Origin of the sequence: Vibrio hepatarius, assembly GCF_011806575.1 — a bacterium.
GTDB lineage: Bacteria > Pseudomonadota > Gammaproteobacteria > Enterobacterales > Vibrionaceae > Vibrio > Vibrio hepatarius_A.
Genome location: NZ_JAATOO010000024.1, coordinates 44,509 through 60,066 on the forward strand (window position 1 = coordinate 44,509; position 15,558 = coordinate 60,066).

The 15,558-nt window shown below is 48.8% G+C and carries 16 protein-coding genes; all 16 read left to right on the forward strand.

Translation table 11 applies throughout. The features are described 5' to 3' along the window. Nucleotides 1-95 precede the first annotated feature (95 nt). The 16 genes from HCZ42_RS17195 (at nucleotide 96) to fliQ (ending at nucleotide 15,556) form a co-directional block, all read left to right on the forward strand. Nucleotides 96-1,550 (forward strand): sigma-54 dependent transcriptional regulator, encoded by a 1,455-nt coding sequence (locus HCZ42_RS17195; RefSeq protein WP_167422002.1) that lies wholly within the window; start codon nucleotides 96-98, stop codon nucleotides 1,548-1,550. A 110-nt stretch (nucleotides 1,551-1,660) separates the two neighbouring features. Continuing rightward, nucleotides 1,661-2,719: a sensor histidine kinase gene (locus tag HCZ42_RS17200; RefSeq protein WP_167422003.1), complete on the forward strand. Its 1,059-nt coding sequence runs from the start codon at nucleotides 1,661-1,663 to the stop codon at nucleotides 2,717-2,719. A gap of 2 nt (nucleotides 2,720-2,721) precedes the next feature. Further along, entirely contained in the window at nucleotides 2,722-4,128 is a 1,407-nt protein-coding gene (locus HCZ42_RS17205; RefSeq protein WP_167422004.1) for a sigma-54-dependent transcriptional regulator, read from the forward strand. A 97-nt stretch (nucleotides 4,129-4,225) separates the two neighbouring features. Further along, on the forward strand, nucleotides 4,226-4,537 hold the full coding sequence (gene fliE, locus HCZ42_RS17210) for a flagellar hook-basal body complex protein FliE (RefSeq protein WP_167422005.1): 312 nt from the start codon (nucleotides 4,226-4,228) through the stop codon (nucleotides 4,535-4,537). A gap of 16 nt (nucleotides 4,538-4,553) precedes the next feature. Further along, on the forward strand, nucleotides 4,554-6,305 hold the full coding sequence (gene fliF, locus HCZ42_RS17215) for a flagellar basal-body MS-ring/collar protein FliF (protein WP_167422006.1): 1,752 nt from the start codon (nucleotides 4,554-4,556) through the stop codon (nucleotides 6,303-6,305). Beyond that, the gene (fliG, locus tag HCZ42_RS17220; RefSeq protein ID WP_167422007.1) at nucleotides 6,298-7,359 is read left to right on the forward strand and encodes a flagellar motor switch protein FliG; all 1,062 of its coding nucleotides are present in this window, start codon (nucleotides 6,298-6,300) and stop codon (nucleotides 7,357-7,359) included. The genes fliF and fliG overlap by 8 nt, the downstream gene beginning before the upstream one ends. Nucleotides 7,360-7,382: 23 nt before the next feature. Further along, nucleotides 7,383-8,183, forward strand: a complete 801-nt coding sequence (gene fliH / locus HCZ42_RS17225) for a flagellar assembly protein FliH (protein WP_167422008.1) — start codon at nucleotides 7,383-7,385, stop codon at nucleotides 8,181-8,183. After that, nucleotides 8,183-9,505, forward strand: a complete 1,323-nt coding sequence (gene fliI, locus HCZ42_RS17230) for a flagellar protein export ATPase FliI (RefSeq protein WP_167422009.1) — start codon at nucleotides 8,183-8,185, stop codon at nucleotides 9,503-9,505. Before fliH ends, fliI begins: the two co-directional genes overlap by 1 nt. A 6-nt stretch (nucleotides 9,506-9,511) precedes the next feature. Continuing rightward, complete coding sequence (gene fliJ, locus HCZ42_RS17235; protein ID WP_167422010.1) at nucleotides 9,512-9,955, forward strand: flagellar export protein FliJ; 444 nt, start codon at nucleotides 9,512-9,514, stop codon at nucleotides 9,953-9,955. Between the two features lie 109 nt (nucleotides 9,956-10,064). Next, nucleotides 10,065-11,969: a flagellar hook-length control protein FliK gene (locus HCZ42_RS17240; RefSeq protein ID WP_167422011.1), complete on the forward strand. Its 1,905-nt coding sequence runs from the start codon at nucleotides 10,065-10,067 to the stop codon at nucleotides 11,967-11,969. A gap of 36 nt (nucleotides 11,970-12,005) precedes the next feature. Then, nucleotides 12,006-12,503: a flagellar basal body-associated protein FliL gene (fliL, locus tag HCZ42_RS17245; protein WP_167422012.1), complete on the forward strand. Its 498-nt coding sequence runs from the start codon at nucleotides 12,006-12,008 to the stop codon at nucleotides 12,501-12,503. Nucleotides 12,504-12,510: 7 nt separating this feature from the next. After that, on the forward strand, nucleotides 12,511-13,560 hold the full coding sequence (gene fliM, locus HCZ42_RS17250) for a flagellar motor switch protein FliM (RefSeq protein ID WP_167422013.1): 1,050 nt from the start codon (nucleotides 12,511-12,513) through the stop codon (nucleotides 13,558-13,560). Between the two features lie 21 nt (nucleotides 13,561-13,581). Beyond that, the gene (gene fliN, locus HCZ42_RS17255) at nucleotides 13,582-13,992 is read left to right on the forward strand and encodes a flagellar motor switch protein FliN (RefSeq protein WP_053409484.1); all 411 of its coding nucleotides are present in this window, start codon (nucleotides 13,582-13,584) and stop codon (nucleotides 13,990-13,992) included. A gap of 3 nt (nucleotides 13,993-13,995) precedes the next feature. Then, nucleotides 13,996-14,412: a flagellar biosynthetic protein FliO gene (fliO, locus tag HCZ42_RS17260; protein ID WP_053409483.1), complete on the forward strand. Its 417-nt coding sequence runs from the start codon at nucleotides 13,996-13,998 to the stop codon at nucleotides 14,410-14,412. Then, nucleotides 14,399-15,274 (forward strand): flagellar type III secretion system pore protein FliP, encoded by an 876-nt coding sequence (fliP, locus tag HCZ42_RS17265; protein ID WP_167422014.1) that lies wholly within the window; start codon nucleotides 14,399-14,401, stop codon nucleotides 15,272-15,274. The genes fliO and fliP overlap by 14 nt, the downstream gene beginning before the upstream one ends. A 12-nt stretch (nucleotides 15,275-15,286) precedes the next feature. Further along, nucleotides 15,287-15,556 (forward strand): flagellar biosynthesis protein FliQ, encoded by a 270-nt coding sequence (gene fliQ / locus HCZ42_RS17270; protein ID WP_053409481.1) that lies wholly within the window; start codon nucleotides 15,287-15,289, stop codon nucleotides 15,554-15,556. Nucleotides 15,557-15,558 lie beyond the last annotated feature (2 nt).

Sequence of the window (15,558 nt, forward strand, 5' to 3'; positions counted from 1 at the left end):
TAGTTCATCGTTGTTTCTTCTATCCTTGGTAGGAGTCACGTTAGAAGTGTAGACCAGCCACAACATTCAAAAAATAAAGGCAATTATTCTCACCTATGCAAGGTTTAGCGAAACTACTTGTGATTGAAGATGATGCGCAAGCGCGTACCAATCTCAGTAATATTTTAGAATTTGTTGGAGAGCAGTGCGAAGCGATCGGCTCTGACCAAGTCGAAGGGATCGATTGGTCAGCAATATGGTCAGGTTGTATTGTTGGTTCGTTGACCAGCAATAAGCTGCCAGAGCAGCTTTTCTACGCTAACCATATTCCTTTGCTGACTGCGGGCAAACACTCTTATCCAGTTGAAGAGCTACCACAATATGTGGGTGAGCTAGAATACCCTCTTAACTACCCGCAACTAAGCGAAGCACTACGCCATTGTAAAGACTTCTTAGGTCGCAAAGGCATGAACGTCGTTTCGAGTGCGCGTAAGAATACGTTATTCAGAAGTCTTGTTGGCCAGAGTCAAGGTATCAAAGAAGTTCGACACCTGATTGAACAAGTGTCGAATACTGAAGCTAATGTACTAATTTTGGGTGAGTCTGGTACTGGTAAAGAAGTTGTAGCTCGTAACATTCACTATCATTCTTCTCGCCGAAGTGGTCCGTTTGTACCGATTAACTGCGGTGCAATCCCACCAGACTTGTTAGAGAGTGAACTATTCGGCCACGAAAAAGGCGCGTTTACTGGTGCGATCACATCACGTAAAGGCCGTTTTGAACTGGCTGAGGGCGGAACGCTTTTCTTAGACGAAATTGGCGATATGCCGATGCCGATGCAGGTAAAACTGCTGCGTGTGCTGCAAGAGCGTTGTTTCGAACGTGTGGGTGGAAACGCGACAATTCGTGCTGATGTGCGTGTTATTGCGGCGACTCACCGCGATCTTGAAGTGATGATCGGTGAAAAGTCATTCCGCGAAGACCTGTATTACCGTCTCAATGTTTTTCCGATTGAAATGCCAGCACTGCGTGACCGCAAGCAAGACACGCCGTTGTTATTACAAGAGTTAATGACGCGCATGGAAGCAGAAGGGGCGCAACCTATCTGCTTTACGCCTCGAGCGATTAACTCGCTCATGGAACATGATTGGCCGGGTAATGTTCGTGAGTTGGCGAACTTGGTCGAACGCATGATTATCCTTTATCCGAACAGTTTGGTGGATGTAAACCATTTACCGACCAAGTATCGTTACAGCGATATTCCGGAGTTCCAACCGGGTTACAACAGCGCTTTGACCATCGAAGAGCAAGAGCGCGACGTGTTTTACGATATCTTCTCTGATGACTTTAGCCTTGAGTCATCGGATATTTTCAATAATGAAGAAGATGCTCCACAGGATTTACCTCCAGAAGGCGTAAACCTTAAGGAAATGCTGGCGGATCTGGAAGTCAACATGATCAACCAGGCGCTGGAAGCTCAGGGTGGGGTAGTTGCACGAGCGGCTGACATGCTAGGCATGCGTCGTACCACGCTTGTTGAGAAGATGCGCAAGTATAATTTACAGCGCTAACCATAGCGTCAAAATTTCGGCCTTAACATAACCTGTTGAAAAATATATAAAATAGCCTGGAATGCTTTTTGCACGACAGGCTATTGTTGTTTTTAAGGCAGAAATTCGTCATGCAGCCCACGTCAATCTCAGAAAATCAGACCCCGCTCGGGACCGTTGAAGAGCAAGTAGAGCGCTACAAACAGGTGCTTGATGTTATGCCTGCGGGCGTTATTTTGCTCGACACGCAGGGCATCGTTCGTGAAGCTAATCCTGAAGCGCAAAAATTGCTTGAAGTGTCGCTTGTTGGAGAACGCTGGTTTGAGGTCATCCAGCAGGCTTTTGCACCACGTGAAGACGATGGTCACGAAATTTCGCTGCGGAATGGGCGTAAAGTGCGTTTGGCAATTTCTGCGTCTGCAACGGGTCAGTTGATCTTAATTACCGACTTGACTGAAACACGCTTACTGCAATCTCGCATCAGTGACTTACAGCGTTTATCGTCTTTGGGTCGAATGGTTGCGTCACTGGCTCATCAAGTTCGCACCCCTTTGTCTAGCGCGATGCTGTATGCATCGAACCTTGCCGCGCCAAACTTACAGCCCGCAACCAAAGAGCGCTTTCAAACTAAGTTGATGGACCGCCTGCATGACCTAGAGAAACAGGTGAATGACATGTTGCTGTTTGCTAAAGGTGGAGACAATAAAGTGGTCAAGCCGTTCTCGATTGCAGATCTCGTCGCAGAATTTTCGCCTATGGTCGAAGCGGCGCTGAAAAACAACCAAATTGACTACTGCCTCGAAGTCGAGCAGGAAGAGGTCACTTTACTCGGCAACGCTAACGCTATCGCTTCTGCACTAAGTAACTTAGTGATGAACGCGATCCAAATCGCAGGCAAAGAATCACAAATTGATGTGTTCTTCCGACCGGTAAATAACGAATTAAAAATTTCGGTACAAGACAGTGGTCCCGGTGTACCGAAAGAGCTGCAAAGCAAAATCATGGAACCTTTCTTTACCACTCGTTCCCAAGGAACCGGACTCGGCCTTGCAGTGGTGCAAATGGTATCTCGAGCCCACGACGGCAAGCTAGAGTTGATCTCTGAGCCCGGCGATGGTGCTTGTTTTACGATGTGTATCCCACTTGAACGCCACCTTAATAATGAACAAGAACCAAAGACTGGAGAGTAACAATGGCTCAAAGCAAAGTACTGATTGTTGAAGACGATGAAGGCTTGCGCGAAGCGTTAGTCGATACGCTGGCTCTTGCAGGCTACGAATGGCTGGAAGCCGACAGTGCTGAAGGTGCGCTGGTTAAGCTCAAGTCCAACGATGTCGACATTGTGGTCTCTGACGTTCAAATGGCGGGTATGGGTGGTCTGGCATTGCTACGCAACATCAAACAGCATTGGCCAAACTTGCCAGTATTGCTGATGACGGCTTATGCCAACATTGAAGATGCGGTCTCAGCAATGAAAGACGGCGCGATTGACTACATGGCGAAGCCATTTGCACCGGAAGTGCTGCTGAATATGGTCAGTCGGTATGCGCCTGTTAAATCGGATGACAACGGTGATGCCGTCGTTGCGGATGAAAAAAGCATTAAGTTATTGGCGCTGGCAGACAAAGTAGCCAAAACCGATGCGGGCGTGATGATTCTTGGTCCTAGCGGTTCGGGTAAAGAAGTGATGTCTCGCTACATCCATAATGCGTCACTGCGTAAAGACGGGCCTTTTGTCGCGATCAACTGTGCGGCGATTCCAGACAATATGCTAGAAGCCACCTTATTCGGCTACGAAAAAGGCGCATTTACCGGTGCAGTCCAAGCGTGTCCGGGTAAGTTTGAGCAAGCGCAAGGCGGCACTATCTTACTGGATGAAATCAGTGAGATGGATTTAAACCTGCAAGCGAAATTGTTGCGCGTACTGCAAGAGCGTGAAGTGGAACGTCTTGGTAGTCGCAAGAGTATCAAGCTCGATGTTCGCGTACTCGCGACCAGTAACCGCGACCTCAAGCAGTACGTTCAAGAAGGCAACTTCCGTGAAGATTTATATTATCGTTTGAACGTATTCCCAATTGCATGGCCAGCATTGTGTGACCGTCCGGGAGATATTGCGCCACTTGCGCAGCATTTGACTGAGCGCCACTGCCAAAAACTGGGTATGCCGCTACCATCAATCACTGAGTGCGCCGTCAACAAACTGCTGGCTTATACTTGGCCGGGTAACGTACGTGAATTAGATAACGTTGTTCAACGCGCACTTATCTTAAGTGAAAATGGCTCGATTAGCGCAGATCATATTCTGTTGGAAGGTTTAGATTGGCAAGACGCTTCCAGTCTGCAGCGCGTTGTTGAAACGGGTGGGATTGCTGCGCCGGAAGTGAAACCTGTCGCAGAACCTGAGCAGATCAAATTGGCTTCATCGGGTGCGGGTTTAGGCGGTGAGTTGCGAGATCAAGAATTCGCCATCATTCTCGAAACGCTGGTTGAATGTAATGGTCGCCGCAAGGACATGGCTGAAAAGCTCGGCATTAGTCCACGAACCTTACGCTACAAACTAGCTAAAATGCGTGATGCGGGGATTGATATTCCAAACTAACGTGCTATTTTCGGTGCATAAGTATTATGGCACGCAGTTTGCAGCGTCATTAATATAACAACGATATCAGTCAAAGAGTTGACGGGCAGAGGTCTTGATGAAAATTGATGGTTTCCAAAGCGAAATGCAAGCAATGATGTTTGAAGCAGGTAACACTAAGCTTACCGCGACAGGTCAGAGCGTTGGCGCCGACTTTAGCGCGTTACTAAACAATGCTATCAACAACGTCAACGGTCTTTCTAAAACGTCTAGTGACCTGCAAATGCGATTTGACCGAGGTGACCAAGATGTCTCTCTATCGGATGTGATGATCGCAAGAAATAAATCCAGTGTGGCTTTCGAAGCGACAATTCAAGTGCGTAACAAGCTTGTTGAAGCGTACAAAGAACTGATGAATATGCCAGTTTAATCAATAGGTGTAGTCTGTGGCAGAGCAAAATCAATCAACAGATCTTACAATTGCTGACGCAGGTGCAGATGGGACTGCGCTGGCGACTACGGACGTGGATTCTGGCGTACAAAATCCTGATCTGGATGAAAAGAGCAGTTCTAAGTTTGACATGGCGGTAGGCGAGTTCGACCTCGTTCGTCAGATTGTCTTAGTACTTTCCATTTCTATCTGTGTTGCCTTAATCGTGATGCTGTTTTTCTGGGTCAAAGAGCCAGAAATGCGCCCACTTGGCGCTTACGAGACCGAAGAACTGATCCCAGTTCTTGACTACCTTGACCAGCAAAAACTCGACTACAAACTGGAAGGCAATACCATTCTTGTGCCTTCTAGCGAATACAACAATCTTAAATTGGATATGGTGCGCGCGGGCTTGAATCAAGAGAAGCAAGCTGGCGACGATATTCTTCTACAAGATATGGGCTTTGGTGTATCGCAGCGCCTTGAGCAAGAGCGTTTAAAACTCAGTCGTGAACGTCAACTGTCTAAAGCTATCGAAGCGATGAAACAAGTGCGTAAAGCGCGTGTTTTGTTGGCGCTACCAAAACAAAGTGTGTTTGTTCGCCATAATCAGGAAGCGTCGGCTTCAGTGTTCTTGACGCTCAATACCGGCGCAAACTTAAAACAAGAAGAAGTTGATTCTATCGTTGATATGGTTGCGAGTGCCGTACCGGGTATGAAGCCAAACCGTATTACCGTCACCGACCAGCATGGTCGACTACTCAGCTCGGGCAGTGAGGATGCGGCTTCTTCGGCGCGTCGTAAAGAACACGAGCTGGAACGTAAGCAAGAGCAAGCGTTACGTGACAAGATTGATTCCGTGCTGATCCCGATTCTCGGTTTTGGCAACTACACCGCGCAGGTTGATATTGAACTCGACTTCAGCGCTGTCGAACAAACTCGTAAGAGCTTTGATCCGAATACACCGTCGACCCGTAGTGAATACACGCTTGAAGACTACAACAACGGAAGTGTTATTGCCGGTGTTCCGGGCGCGTTGAGCAACCAACCACCTGCGGATGCGTCGATTCCTCAAGACGTGGCACAAATGAAAGATGGCACTAATGTTGGCCAAGGCTCGGTACATAAAGAAGCAACACGTAACTTTGAGTTAGATACCACGATCAGTCACGAACGTCGTCAAACAGGTGTGGTGAATCGCCAAACGGTGGCAGTCGCAATCAAGAATCGTGCAATTGTGAATCCAGATACGGGTGAGACAACTTATCAACCGTTATCAGATGCTGATCTGGCTTCTATCCGCCAAGTATTGATTGGTGCGGTCGGTTTCAACCAGAACCGCGGCGACTTACTTAACGTGTTAAGCATGCAGTTTGCTGAGCCTGAAATACAAGTCATCGAAGATGCGCCAATTTGGGAACACCCGAACTTCAACGACTGGGTTCGCTGGTTTGCAAGTGCGCTGGTAATTATCGTTGTGGTGCTTGTGCTTGTTCGCCCTGCGATGAAGAAACTGCTTAACCCAGCAGCGGAAGAAGATGACGATCAACTTTACGGTCCTGACGGTCTGCCGATTGGCGCAGACGGTGAGACCAGCCTAATTGGCAGTGATTTAGACGGTGGCGAGCTGTTTGAGTTTGGTTCAAGTATCGACTTACCAAACCTACACAAAGATGAAGATGTATTGAAAGCAGTTCGTGCACTGGTGGCGAATGAACCTGAGCTTGCTGCTCAAGTAGTGAAGAATTGGATGCGAGACGATGGCTAACGATATAGTTCCTCAAGAGCAGGGTGGTGACATTGTAGAAGGCACCAACACTGTCGACATTTCGACGATTTCAGGTGAAGAGCGCGCGGCAATTCTATTGTTGAGCCTCAACGAGGCTGATGCTGCGGGCATCATTCGTCACTTAGAACCAAAACAAGTTCAGCGTGTAGGTAGTGCGATGGCTCGCGCGACGGACTTAAGCCAAGACAAAGTGGGCGCAGTACACCGTGCATTTTTGGAAGATATTCAGAAATACACCAACATTGGTATGGGCAGCGAAGACTTTATGCGTAACGCCTTGGTTGCCGCGCTTGGTGAAGACAAGGCGAATAACCTTGTTGACCAAATCCTACTTGGAACCGGCTCAAAAGGTCTGGATTCACTGAAATGGATGGACCCGCGCCAAGTGGCGAGCATTATTCTCAACGAACACCCACAAATTCAAACTATCGTCTTGTCTTATCTTGAACCGGACCAGTCTGCCGAGATCCTGTCTCAGTTCTCTGAACGTGACCGTCTCGACTTGATGATGCGTATCGCCAACCTTGAAGAAGTTCAACCGTCTGCACTAGCAGAGCTGAACGAAATCATGGAGAAACAGTTCGCAGGCCAAGCAGGTGCACAAGCAGCCAAGATTGGCGGCCTGAAGGCAGCGGCAGAGATTATGAACTACATGGACAACAACGTCGAAGGCATCTTGATGGACCAAATCCGCGATCAAGACGAAGACATGGCGACGCAAATCCAAGACCTTATGTTCGTGTTCGAAAACCTTGTCGAAGTCGACGACCAAGGTATTCAGAAATTGCTGCGTGACGTACCACAAGACGTACTTCAACGTGCACTGAAAGGCGCTGATGATTCACTGCGCGACAAGATCTTCAAGAACATGTCTAAGCGTGCCGCTGAGATGATGCGCGATGACCTTGAAGCGATGCCACCGATCAAAGTATCGGATGTGGAAGCTGCACAGAAAGAAATTCTGGCAATCGCGCGCCGTATGGCCGACTCTGGCGAAATTATGCTGGGTGGCGGCGCAGACGAATTCTTGTAATGACCACTCTCAAGTAGGTATCTATGTCTGGGGAAAGAAAACGCGGGTTCTTGCGTTTAGATGACGACGAAGTCGTTCAAAAAGCCGAACGTTGGGGCATGCCTGACTACACGCCTGAGCAACATGCTAAGGCGAAAGAAACGGCGATGAACTACGACCCTAGCTGGATGCCTGACTTTTCAGAAACCGTTGAAGAAGCTCCGGTTGAGTTGACCGAAGAAGAAATCGAACTGATTAAGCAGCAAGCCTATCAAGACGGTCTTCATCAGGGACAAGAAGCTGGCTTCAAACAAGGTTACGAAAAGGGTAAAGAACAGGGCTTAGCTGACGGTCATCAAGAAGGTCTTGAAGCGGGTAAGCTGGAAGGCGTGGCATCTGGCCAAGAATTTATCCAACAGCAAGTACAAACTTTTGTCGGCTTGGCAAACCAATTTGCCCAGCCGCTTGAATTGATGAACGCACAGGTAGAAAGACAGCTTGTCGACATGGTGCTGACGCTCGTTAAAGAAGTGGTGCATGTCGAAGTTCAAACCAACCCCCAAGTTATCCTAGATACGATTAAACAGTCGGTAGAGTCTCTGCCGATTTCTGGTCACGCGATTACCCTTAAACTTCATCCCGACGACGTGGAAATCATTCGTTCTTCCTATGGTGAGGACGATATTGAGTTTCGTAACTGGACGCTGATGAGCGAACCAGCACTTAACCGTGGCGACGTGCAAATCGAAGCGGGTGAGTCGAGCGTCAATTATCGAATGGAAGATCGTATTCGCAATGTGATTCAAAGTTTCTGTGGAGTTAACCGTCACCAAGGTGGTGAATAGTGTTAGCGCTCGCAGACCGTCTTTCTCAATACAAAACCAGCGGTTTAACCTGCCGACCTGTCGCGTCTGGCAAGTTGGTGCGTGTGGTTGGGTTAACGCTGGAAGCGACTGGCTGCCGAGCGCCTATCGGTAGCCTGTGCAAAGTTGAAACCATGCACGGAGAAATGGAAGCCGAAGTGGTGGGGTTCTCCGGAGAAAACTTATTCTTGATGCCGAGTGAGCAAATCACAGGTGTGTTACCTGGGGCAAAAGTGACGCCGATGACCACTGAAACGGGTCTGTCCGTCGGTATGGAGCTACTGGGACGAGTGATCGATGGTGTCGGTAATCCGCTTGATGGGTTGGGTCCTATCTATACTGAAAAACGCGCCTCATTTAATGCAGAACCAATCAACCCACTGGCACGTAAGCCGATCTCTGAGCCGCTGGACGTTGGCATTAAAGCCATCAACGGATTATTGACGGTCGGTAAAGGTCAACGTATCGGCCTATTTGCGGGTTCTGGTGTCGGTAAATCGGTCACGCTTGGCATGATGACCCGAGGAACAACCGCACAAGTGGTGGTCGTGGGGCTGATCGGTGAGCGTGGACGAGAAGTTAAAGAATTTATCGAAGAAATCCTCGGTGTTGATGGGCGCCAACGTTCGGTTGTCGTCGCAGCGCCTGCGGACTCTTCCCCTTTGATGCGCCTTAAAGGCTGTCAAACTGCGCTGACTATCGCGGAATATTTCCGAGACCAAGGCTTAGATGTTTTATTGCTGATGGACTCTTTGACTCGTTTTGCTCAGGCGCAGCGTGAGATCGCGCTTTCGGTCGGTGAGCCGCCAGCAACCAAAGGCTATCCACCATCGGTGTTTGCTAAATTGCCTGCATTGGTTGAACGTGCGGGGAACGGAGGCCCAGAGCAAGGCTCGATCACTGCTTTCTTTACCGTTTTAACCGAAGGCGATGACCTTCAGGACCCAATTGCCGATGCATCGCGTGCGATCCTTGATGGTCACGTGGTACTTTCTCGTGAAATGGCGGATGCGGGGCATTATCCGGCGATCGATGTTGAGAAATCCGTCAGTCGTGTCATGCCTCAAATTACCAGCGAAGAACACATTTTGATGTCGAAAGCGGTGCGACAAGTGCTTTCCGTTTGTCGTAAAAATCAAGACCTTGTTTCTATCGGTGCTTACAAGCCGGGAACCGACCCTGCGATAGACAGCGCGTTTACTCTAAAACCTCAGCTAGATACCTACCTACAGCAGTCGATGAAAGAGAGCGTGCCGTACGACATGTGCGTTAACATGCTGCGTAACCTGTTACAAGGGGGCTAATCGGGGATGGATAACGCGTTAGAGTTTCTTTTAGAGCAGAGCAGAGAGCGAGAAAACCAAGCCGTGCTGGCGCTCAACCAAGCGCGCTCTGAACTCGAAGGTTACTACCAGCAGTTGCAGCAGATTGAAAAGTATCGTCTCGACTATTGTCACCAATTGGTTGACCGTGGTCAGCAAGGGCTAACCGCAAGTCAATACAGCCATTTAAACCGATTCCTCACGACGCTAGATGAAACGTTAGCGAAGCAAAAGCAGGCAGAAGCGCACTTCAAAGACCAAGTTGAGCATTGCGAGCAGAACTGGTTAGAGAGCCGGAAACAACGCCGTTCGTACGAATGGTTGATCGAAAAGAAGCAGACCGAGCGAACTAAGCTAGAGAATGCCCGCGAGCAAAAACAAATGGATGAGTTTGCTACGTTGCAGTTTTCGCGTCGACTAAGCAATCAATAAACAGCTAATCTCAGTTATTTGGCGTATTTTTTGCTAGGTCAGGGGTTAACTTGGCAATCATTGCCGCTGCAATTGTGCTTTACCCTTAGCCTGCTTAGGTGATTTGAGTATGAATATAAACCTATCCACCGTAACGGAAACCCCCAAAGCGACAAAAGCCGCCTCTGAGGTCGTGCCCGAAGGCGAAGAGGTGGTAGCCACCGAAGGTTTTTTCGCAAAACTGGCGTCTTTGCTGACAGGCGGGGAAACTAAAGGTGAAGCGGCTGAGGGCAAACAACCAAATACGGTTCCTGATATTGCTCCTGAGTTGCTGGCGAGTGATGAGGCTCCTGTTGACGGCGAAGTGGTCACTGAGGGCGCAGAGGCTAGCAAGGTAAAAGCCAGCGACACCCAGCCACTTGAAAGCTCGAATACCGAAGATGAATCGACGGACACGTTACTGAGCAAAAAAGTGGTTTCAGACGCTGACGAATCAACGAACAGTAAGCCGCAGGCCGAAGCAACAGACAAGCCTGCAGTTGCAAAAAGTGAATCGCCATTGACTAACGGCGACGCGCAAAAAATCGTCGCCGACAACCAAGAAGTGTTAAAGCGCCTTAACGATTCGAACAATGCGTTGAAAGTAGACAACGGCAAGCCTTTGCCACAAGCAGAGGTCATTGATGTGAGTGAAATTGCTGACACGAGTGAGATTGCTGACACGAGTGAAGTTGCTGACGCAGACGAAGTCGCGATCTCAGCAAATCCGGGAACGGTTAAACCATTAAAACGCGGTGAAGAAACGTCTGAAGTTGCCGTGGAAGAGATTGAGACGACAGAAGCTAAACAAGTCGTTGTGGTGCCGGATGCGGCGAAGAAATTTATCCAGCCTGATGAAGCGGCGGAATCACCACGTGCCGCGACCGAGATGGAGGTGTCAGAGCAGGTCGAGCAAGTGGCAGACAGCAAGTTGGTGCAGCCGACGGTTGGCAAAACTCAGACAGTTGAACAGCCAAAAGTCGCCACAACAAAATCCGTTGAGACAGTACCATTAAACGACACTATTTCTTCTGATGATACTGAGGTTAAAGCTACGGCTGAAACAGAACAAGCGCCAGAAACGGCACAAGCGCCAGAAACCGTGATCCCGTGGGCTGCGAGTAAAGAGCCAGTTGCAACGGATACAGTAGGTCCAAAAGTGGCTGAAGCACCGAAAGTGCAGCATGGCGCGGTTGCTCAATCGGTTCAGAGTGCATTGATGCAGCAGACCCCACAACACGCTCATGCGCAAACGCAAGCATTGAATGTCGCAGCGGCTGATGTTGCAGAAGTGAGTGCCAATCAATTGCAGCAAGTGGCGGCAGCGGCAAATTCTGCAGCAAGCCCAGTTGCTTCTGAGCAAGTGATGCTTAAAGCCGCGATGGGAGCAAAAGCGGCCGCTAGTCTTCTAAATGCGTCGTCAAATTCAAACTCTACTGGTGAGCCAGCGGCGGCAGGTGAATCGTCGTTTGCCAATCAACTGGCTCACGCGGCTGGAACACAGCAAACCGTTACTGGTCAACCAAGAGTGGATCAAGCTCAAGCGAGTGCACAATTACCTCTGCAACTAAACCGTGAGATGGCAAGTGACCAAATGGCAGAGCGAGTGCAAATGATGATGTCGAAAAACTTAAAGAACATCGATATTCGTCTAGACCCGCCAGAGCTCGGTCGAATGCAGATTCGTATGAATATGAATGGCGATGGTGCGACCGTGCACTTTACCGTTGCCAACCAACAAGCGAGAGATGCACTCGAACATAGTATGCCTCGATTACGTGAGATGTTGGCCCAGCAAGGGGTACAATTGGGTGATACCTCAGTGCAGCAACAATCGAGCGGACAGCAGCAAAATCGCTACGCAGCCAATGAGCAATCGCATTCTGGTCAAGGAAACAGCGGTACGTCTGGCTTAGGTGAAGAAAACCTTGAAGCAGACATCAATCTTGATTTGAATGTCACAACAAAGCGTGATGGAATTAGTTATTACGCTTAAACTGTGAAAATACCCACATAAAGAGAATGTTAAGTTATGGCAATCGAAGAAGTAGAAACGGAAGCGCCGAAAGGAAAAAGCAAGTTAATCATCATTATTGTGGCAGCAGTCGTTCTTCTACTTGGTGGCGGTGGCGCAGCATTTTTCCTATTGGGATCTGATGACGGCGCATCAGGTGATAACGCGGCACAGCAAGAGCTGGTAACGCCTGCTGAACCTGTTGCTTACGTGAATATCGCGCAACCATTCATCTTTAACATCACCGGCGATAAACGCGACCGTCTCGTGCAGATTAAAGTACAGTTAATGGTGCGTGGTACTGAGAATGAAAACTTGGCACGCTATCACTCGCCATTAGTTGAAAGTACGTTATTGAGCACGTTTGCTTCAGCAACGGTTGAACAGCTCCGCAGTGCCAATGGTCGAATTGAGCTGCGTGATAAGGCGACGGACGATATCAAAGCCAGCCTGACCCGAGCTGTAGGACAGCCCGTTATCGAGCGTGTTCTATTTACCGACTTTGTCATCCAATAGGTGAATCGTGACTGATCTATTAAGCCAAGATGAAATCGATGCGTTGCTCCATGGCGTAGATGATGTCGATGAAATCGAAGACGAAATTGAAACGGAAGGTAATTCCGCTGTAGATTTCGACTTCTCATCGCAAGACCGCATTGTTCGTGGTCGCATGCCAACGCTGGAGTTGATCAACGAACGTTTTGCGCGTCACTTGCGTATCAGCTTGTTTAACATGCTACGCAAAACCGCAGAAGTATCAGTCAATGGCGTACAGATGATGAAGTTTGGTGAATACCAGAATACCCTGTACGTCCCAACCAGTCTTAACATGGTGCGTTTCAGACCGTTAAAAGGTACGGCACTGATCACCATGGAAGCGCGTCTGGTGTTCATCTTAGTTGAAAACTTCTTTGGCGGCGATGGCCGTTTCCATGCGCGTATTGAAGGTCGTGAGTTTACCCCAACCGAGCGACGCATTGTGCAGCTACTGCTGAAGATCGTCTTTGAAGATTACAAAGAAGCTTGGTCGCCAGTAATGGGCGTTGAATTCGAGTACCTCGACTCGGAAGTGAACCCAAGTATGGCGAACATTGTCAGCCCAACCGAAGTGATCGTGGTGAGTTCATTCCATATCGAAGTCGACGGTGGCGGTGGTGATTTCCACGTTGTGATGCCGTACTCGATGGTAGAGCCGATCCGTGAGCTACTCGATGCGGGTGTACAGTCGGACAAGATGGAAACCGACGTTCGCTGGAGCACTGCTCTGCGCGAAGAGATCATGGACGTGCCAGTGAATTGTCGTGTTGATTTGCTCGAACAAGATATCTCTTTGCGTGACTTAATGGAGCTAAGACCAGGCGACATTATCCCAGTAAATATGCCTGAACACGCCGTGATGTTTGTGGAAGACTTACCGACGTTCCGAGTGAAAATGGGACGTTCTGGTGACCATATAGCGGTTCAGGTCTCAGAGAAAATTAGACGACCAGATGTGGTCAAAACCGACATCGCCTTCCTAGGCAAAGACGTTATTTCAGAACTTGAAGATGACGAAGGCGATCTCGACGATTAATCAGAATTGTAGGTATTAAATATGGCAACAAGTGATGACCAAAAACTCGCTGACGAATGGGCAGCTGCGTTAGGGGAAGATCCGAATGCGCCAGATGTCGACGTCGATGAAGTAATGTCTGCTCAGCTTGATGAGCTAAAAGACACCTCTTCACCAATTTCTGACGACGAGCGCCGTAAGCTCGACACGATTCTGGACATTCCAGTGACCATCTCAATGGAAGTCGGTCGTTCGCAAATCAGTATTCGTAACTTACTGCAATTGAACCAAGGTTCGGTCGTTGAGCTAGAGCGCCTCGCGGGGGAATCTCTAGACGTATTGGTTAACGGTACGCTCATTGCGCACGGCGAAGTAGTTGTGGTGAACGATAAGTTCGGTATCCGTCTCACTGACGTTATTAGCCAGACAGAACGTATTAAAAAGCTAAGGTAGAGTATGGCTCATCAAGTAAATGGGTACTTACTCTGCGCACTGACGCTGTTCTCAACTTCTGCATTGGCAGCGACTCCGACTAGCCAACTTGACTGGGCGACCACTTTTGGGTCGCTTTTGTTCGTTATTGCGTTCATTTTGTTTTTGGCCTGGGTGCTAAAACGCATGAAGATCCCATCGTTCGGTAACCAACAAGGTTTAAGTGTGGTTCGCCAAATCGCGGTCGGCAGTAAAGAGCGCATCATGATTGTTCAAGCAGGAGAAGAACAGTTTTTGGTTGGCGTCACCGCGCACTCAATCCAACTGATATCCAAACTGGATAAACCTTTGTCTCAGGAGGAGCTGAACCAGTCGACATTAGCGTCCAGCCCATTTGCTAATCAATTGACTCAGCTATTGAAAAAGAATGATAAGAACTAGCCGATTTTCAGCTCTTTTACTCACATTTGCTCTTGCGCTTCTTTCTACGTTCACTTTTGCGCAAGAAGAGATAGAGACGCCTATTCCAGCCAATACCGCGCCAGCCGAATCGGTCACCGTGTCTGCGATGGATAGAGCCGAAGCCAACGCTCGCACCATTTCTACCGGGATGGTCACCGGTGGTGGAGGCGGTATTCCGGCGCTGACCATGACCACTAACCCGGATGGCAGTGAAGACTACTCAGTAAACCTGCAGATTTTGGCGCTGATGACCATGCTGGGCTTTTTGCCGGCGATGGTTATTCTGATGACTTCGTTCACTCGTATCGTGGTGGTGATGTCGATTTTGCGTCAGGCGATGGGTTTGCAACAAACGCCGTCAAACCAAGTCATTATTGGTATTGCGATCTTTTTGACCTTCTTCATCATGTCGCCAGTGCTGAATAAGATTAACGATCAGGCGATCCAGCCTTACATCAACGAACAAATTTCGGCGAGGCAGGCATTTGACCTTGCTCAAATTCCGATGAAAGACTTTATGCTCAAGCAGACGCGAGTAAAAGACCTCGAAACCTTCGTGAATATCTCAGGTTCAACCGCCACTGCGCCGGAAGAGGTTTCTATGGCGGTGTTGATTCCTGCGTTTATTACCTCGGAGCTAAAAACCGCGTTCCAGATTGGTTTTATGCTGTTCTTACCGTTTTTGATTATCGACTTGGTGGTGGCGTCGGTTCTGATGGCGATGGGTATGATGATGCTATCACCAATGATCGTATCGTTGCCGTTTAAGCTAATGTTGTTTGTGCTCGTCGACGGTTGGAACTTAATTCTCTCCACCTTAGCCGGCAGTTTTGCCTTGTAGCGGGAGGAAGCTATGACTCCTGAAATGTTTGTCGAGCTGTTTAGAGACGCGCTGTGGATGGTGCTGATCATGGTGTGTGCCATTATCATTCCCAGCCTGCTTATTGGTTTGGTGGTAGCAATCTTCCAAGCCGCAACGTCGATCAACGAACAAACCTTGAGTTTTTTGCCGCGTTTGATCGTTACGCTGCTGGCGTTGATGCTGTTCGCCCATTGGATGACGCAAATCCTGATGGAGTTTTTCTTCTCCATGGTTGAGCGTTTGCCACAAGTGCTCTATTAGCC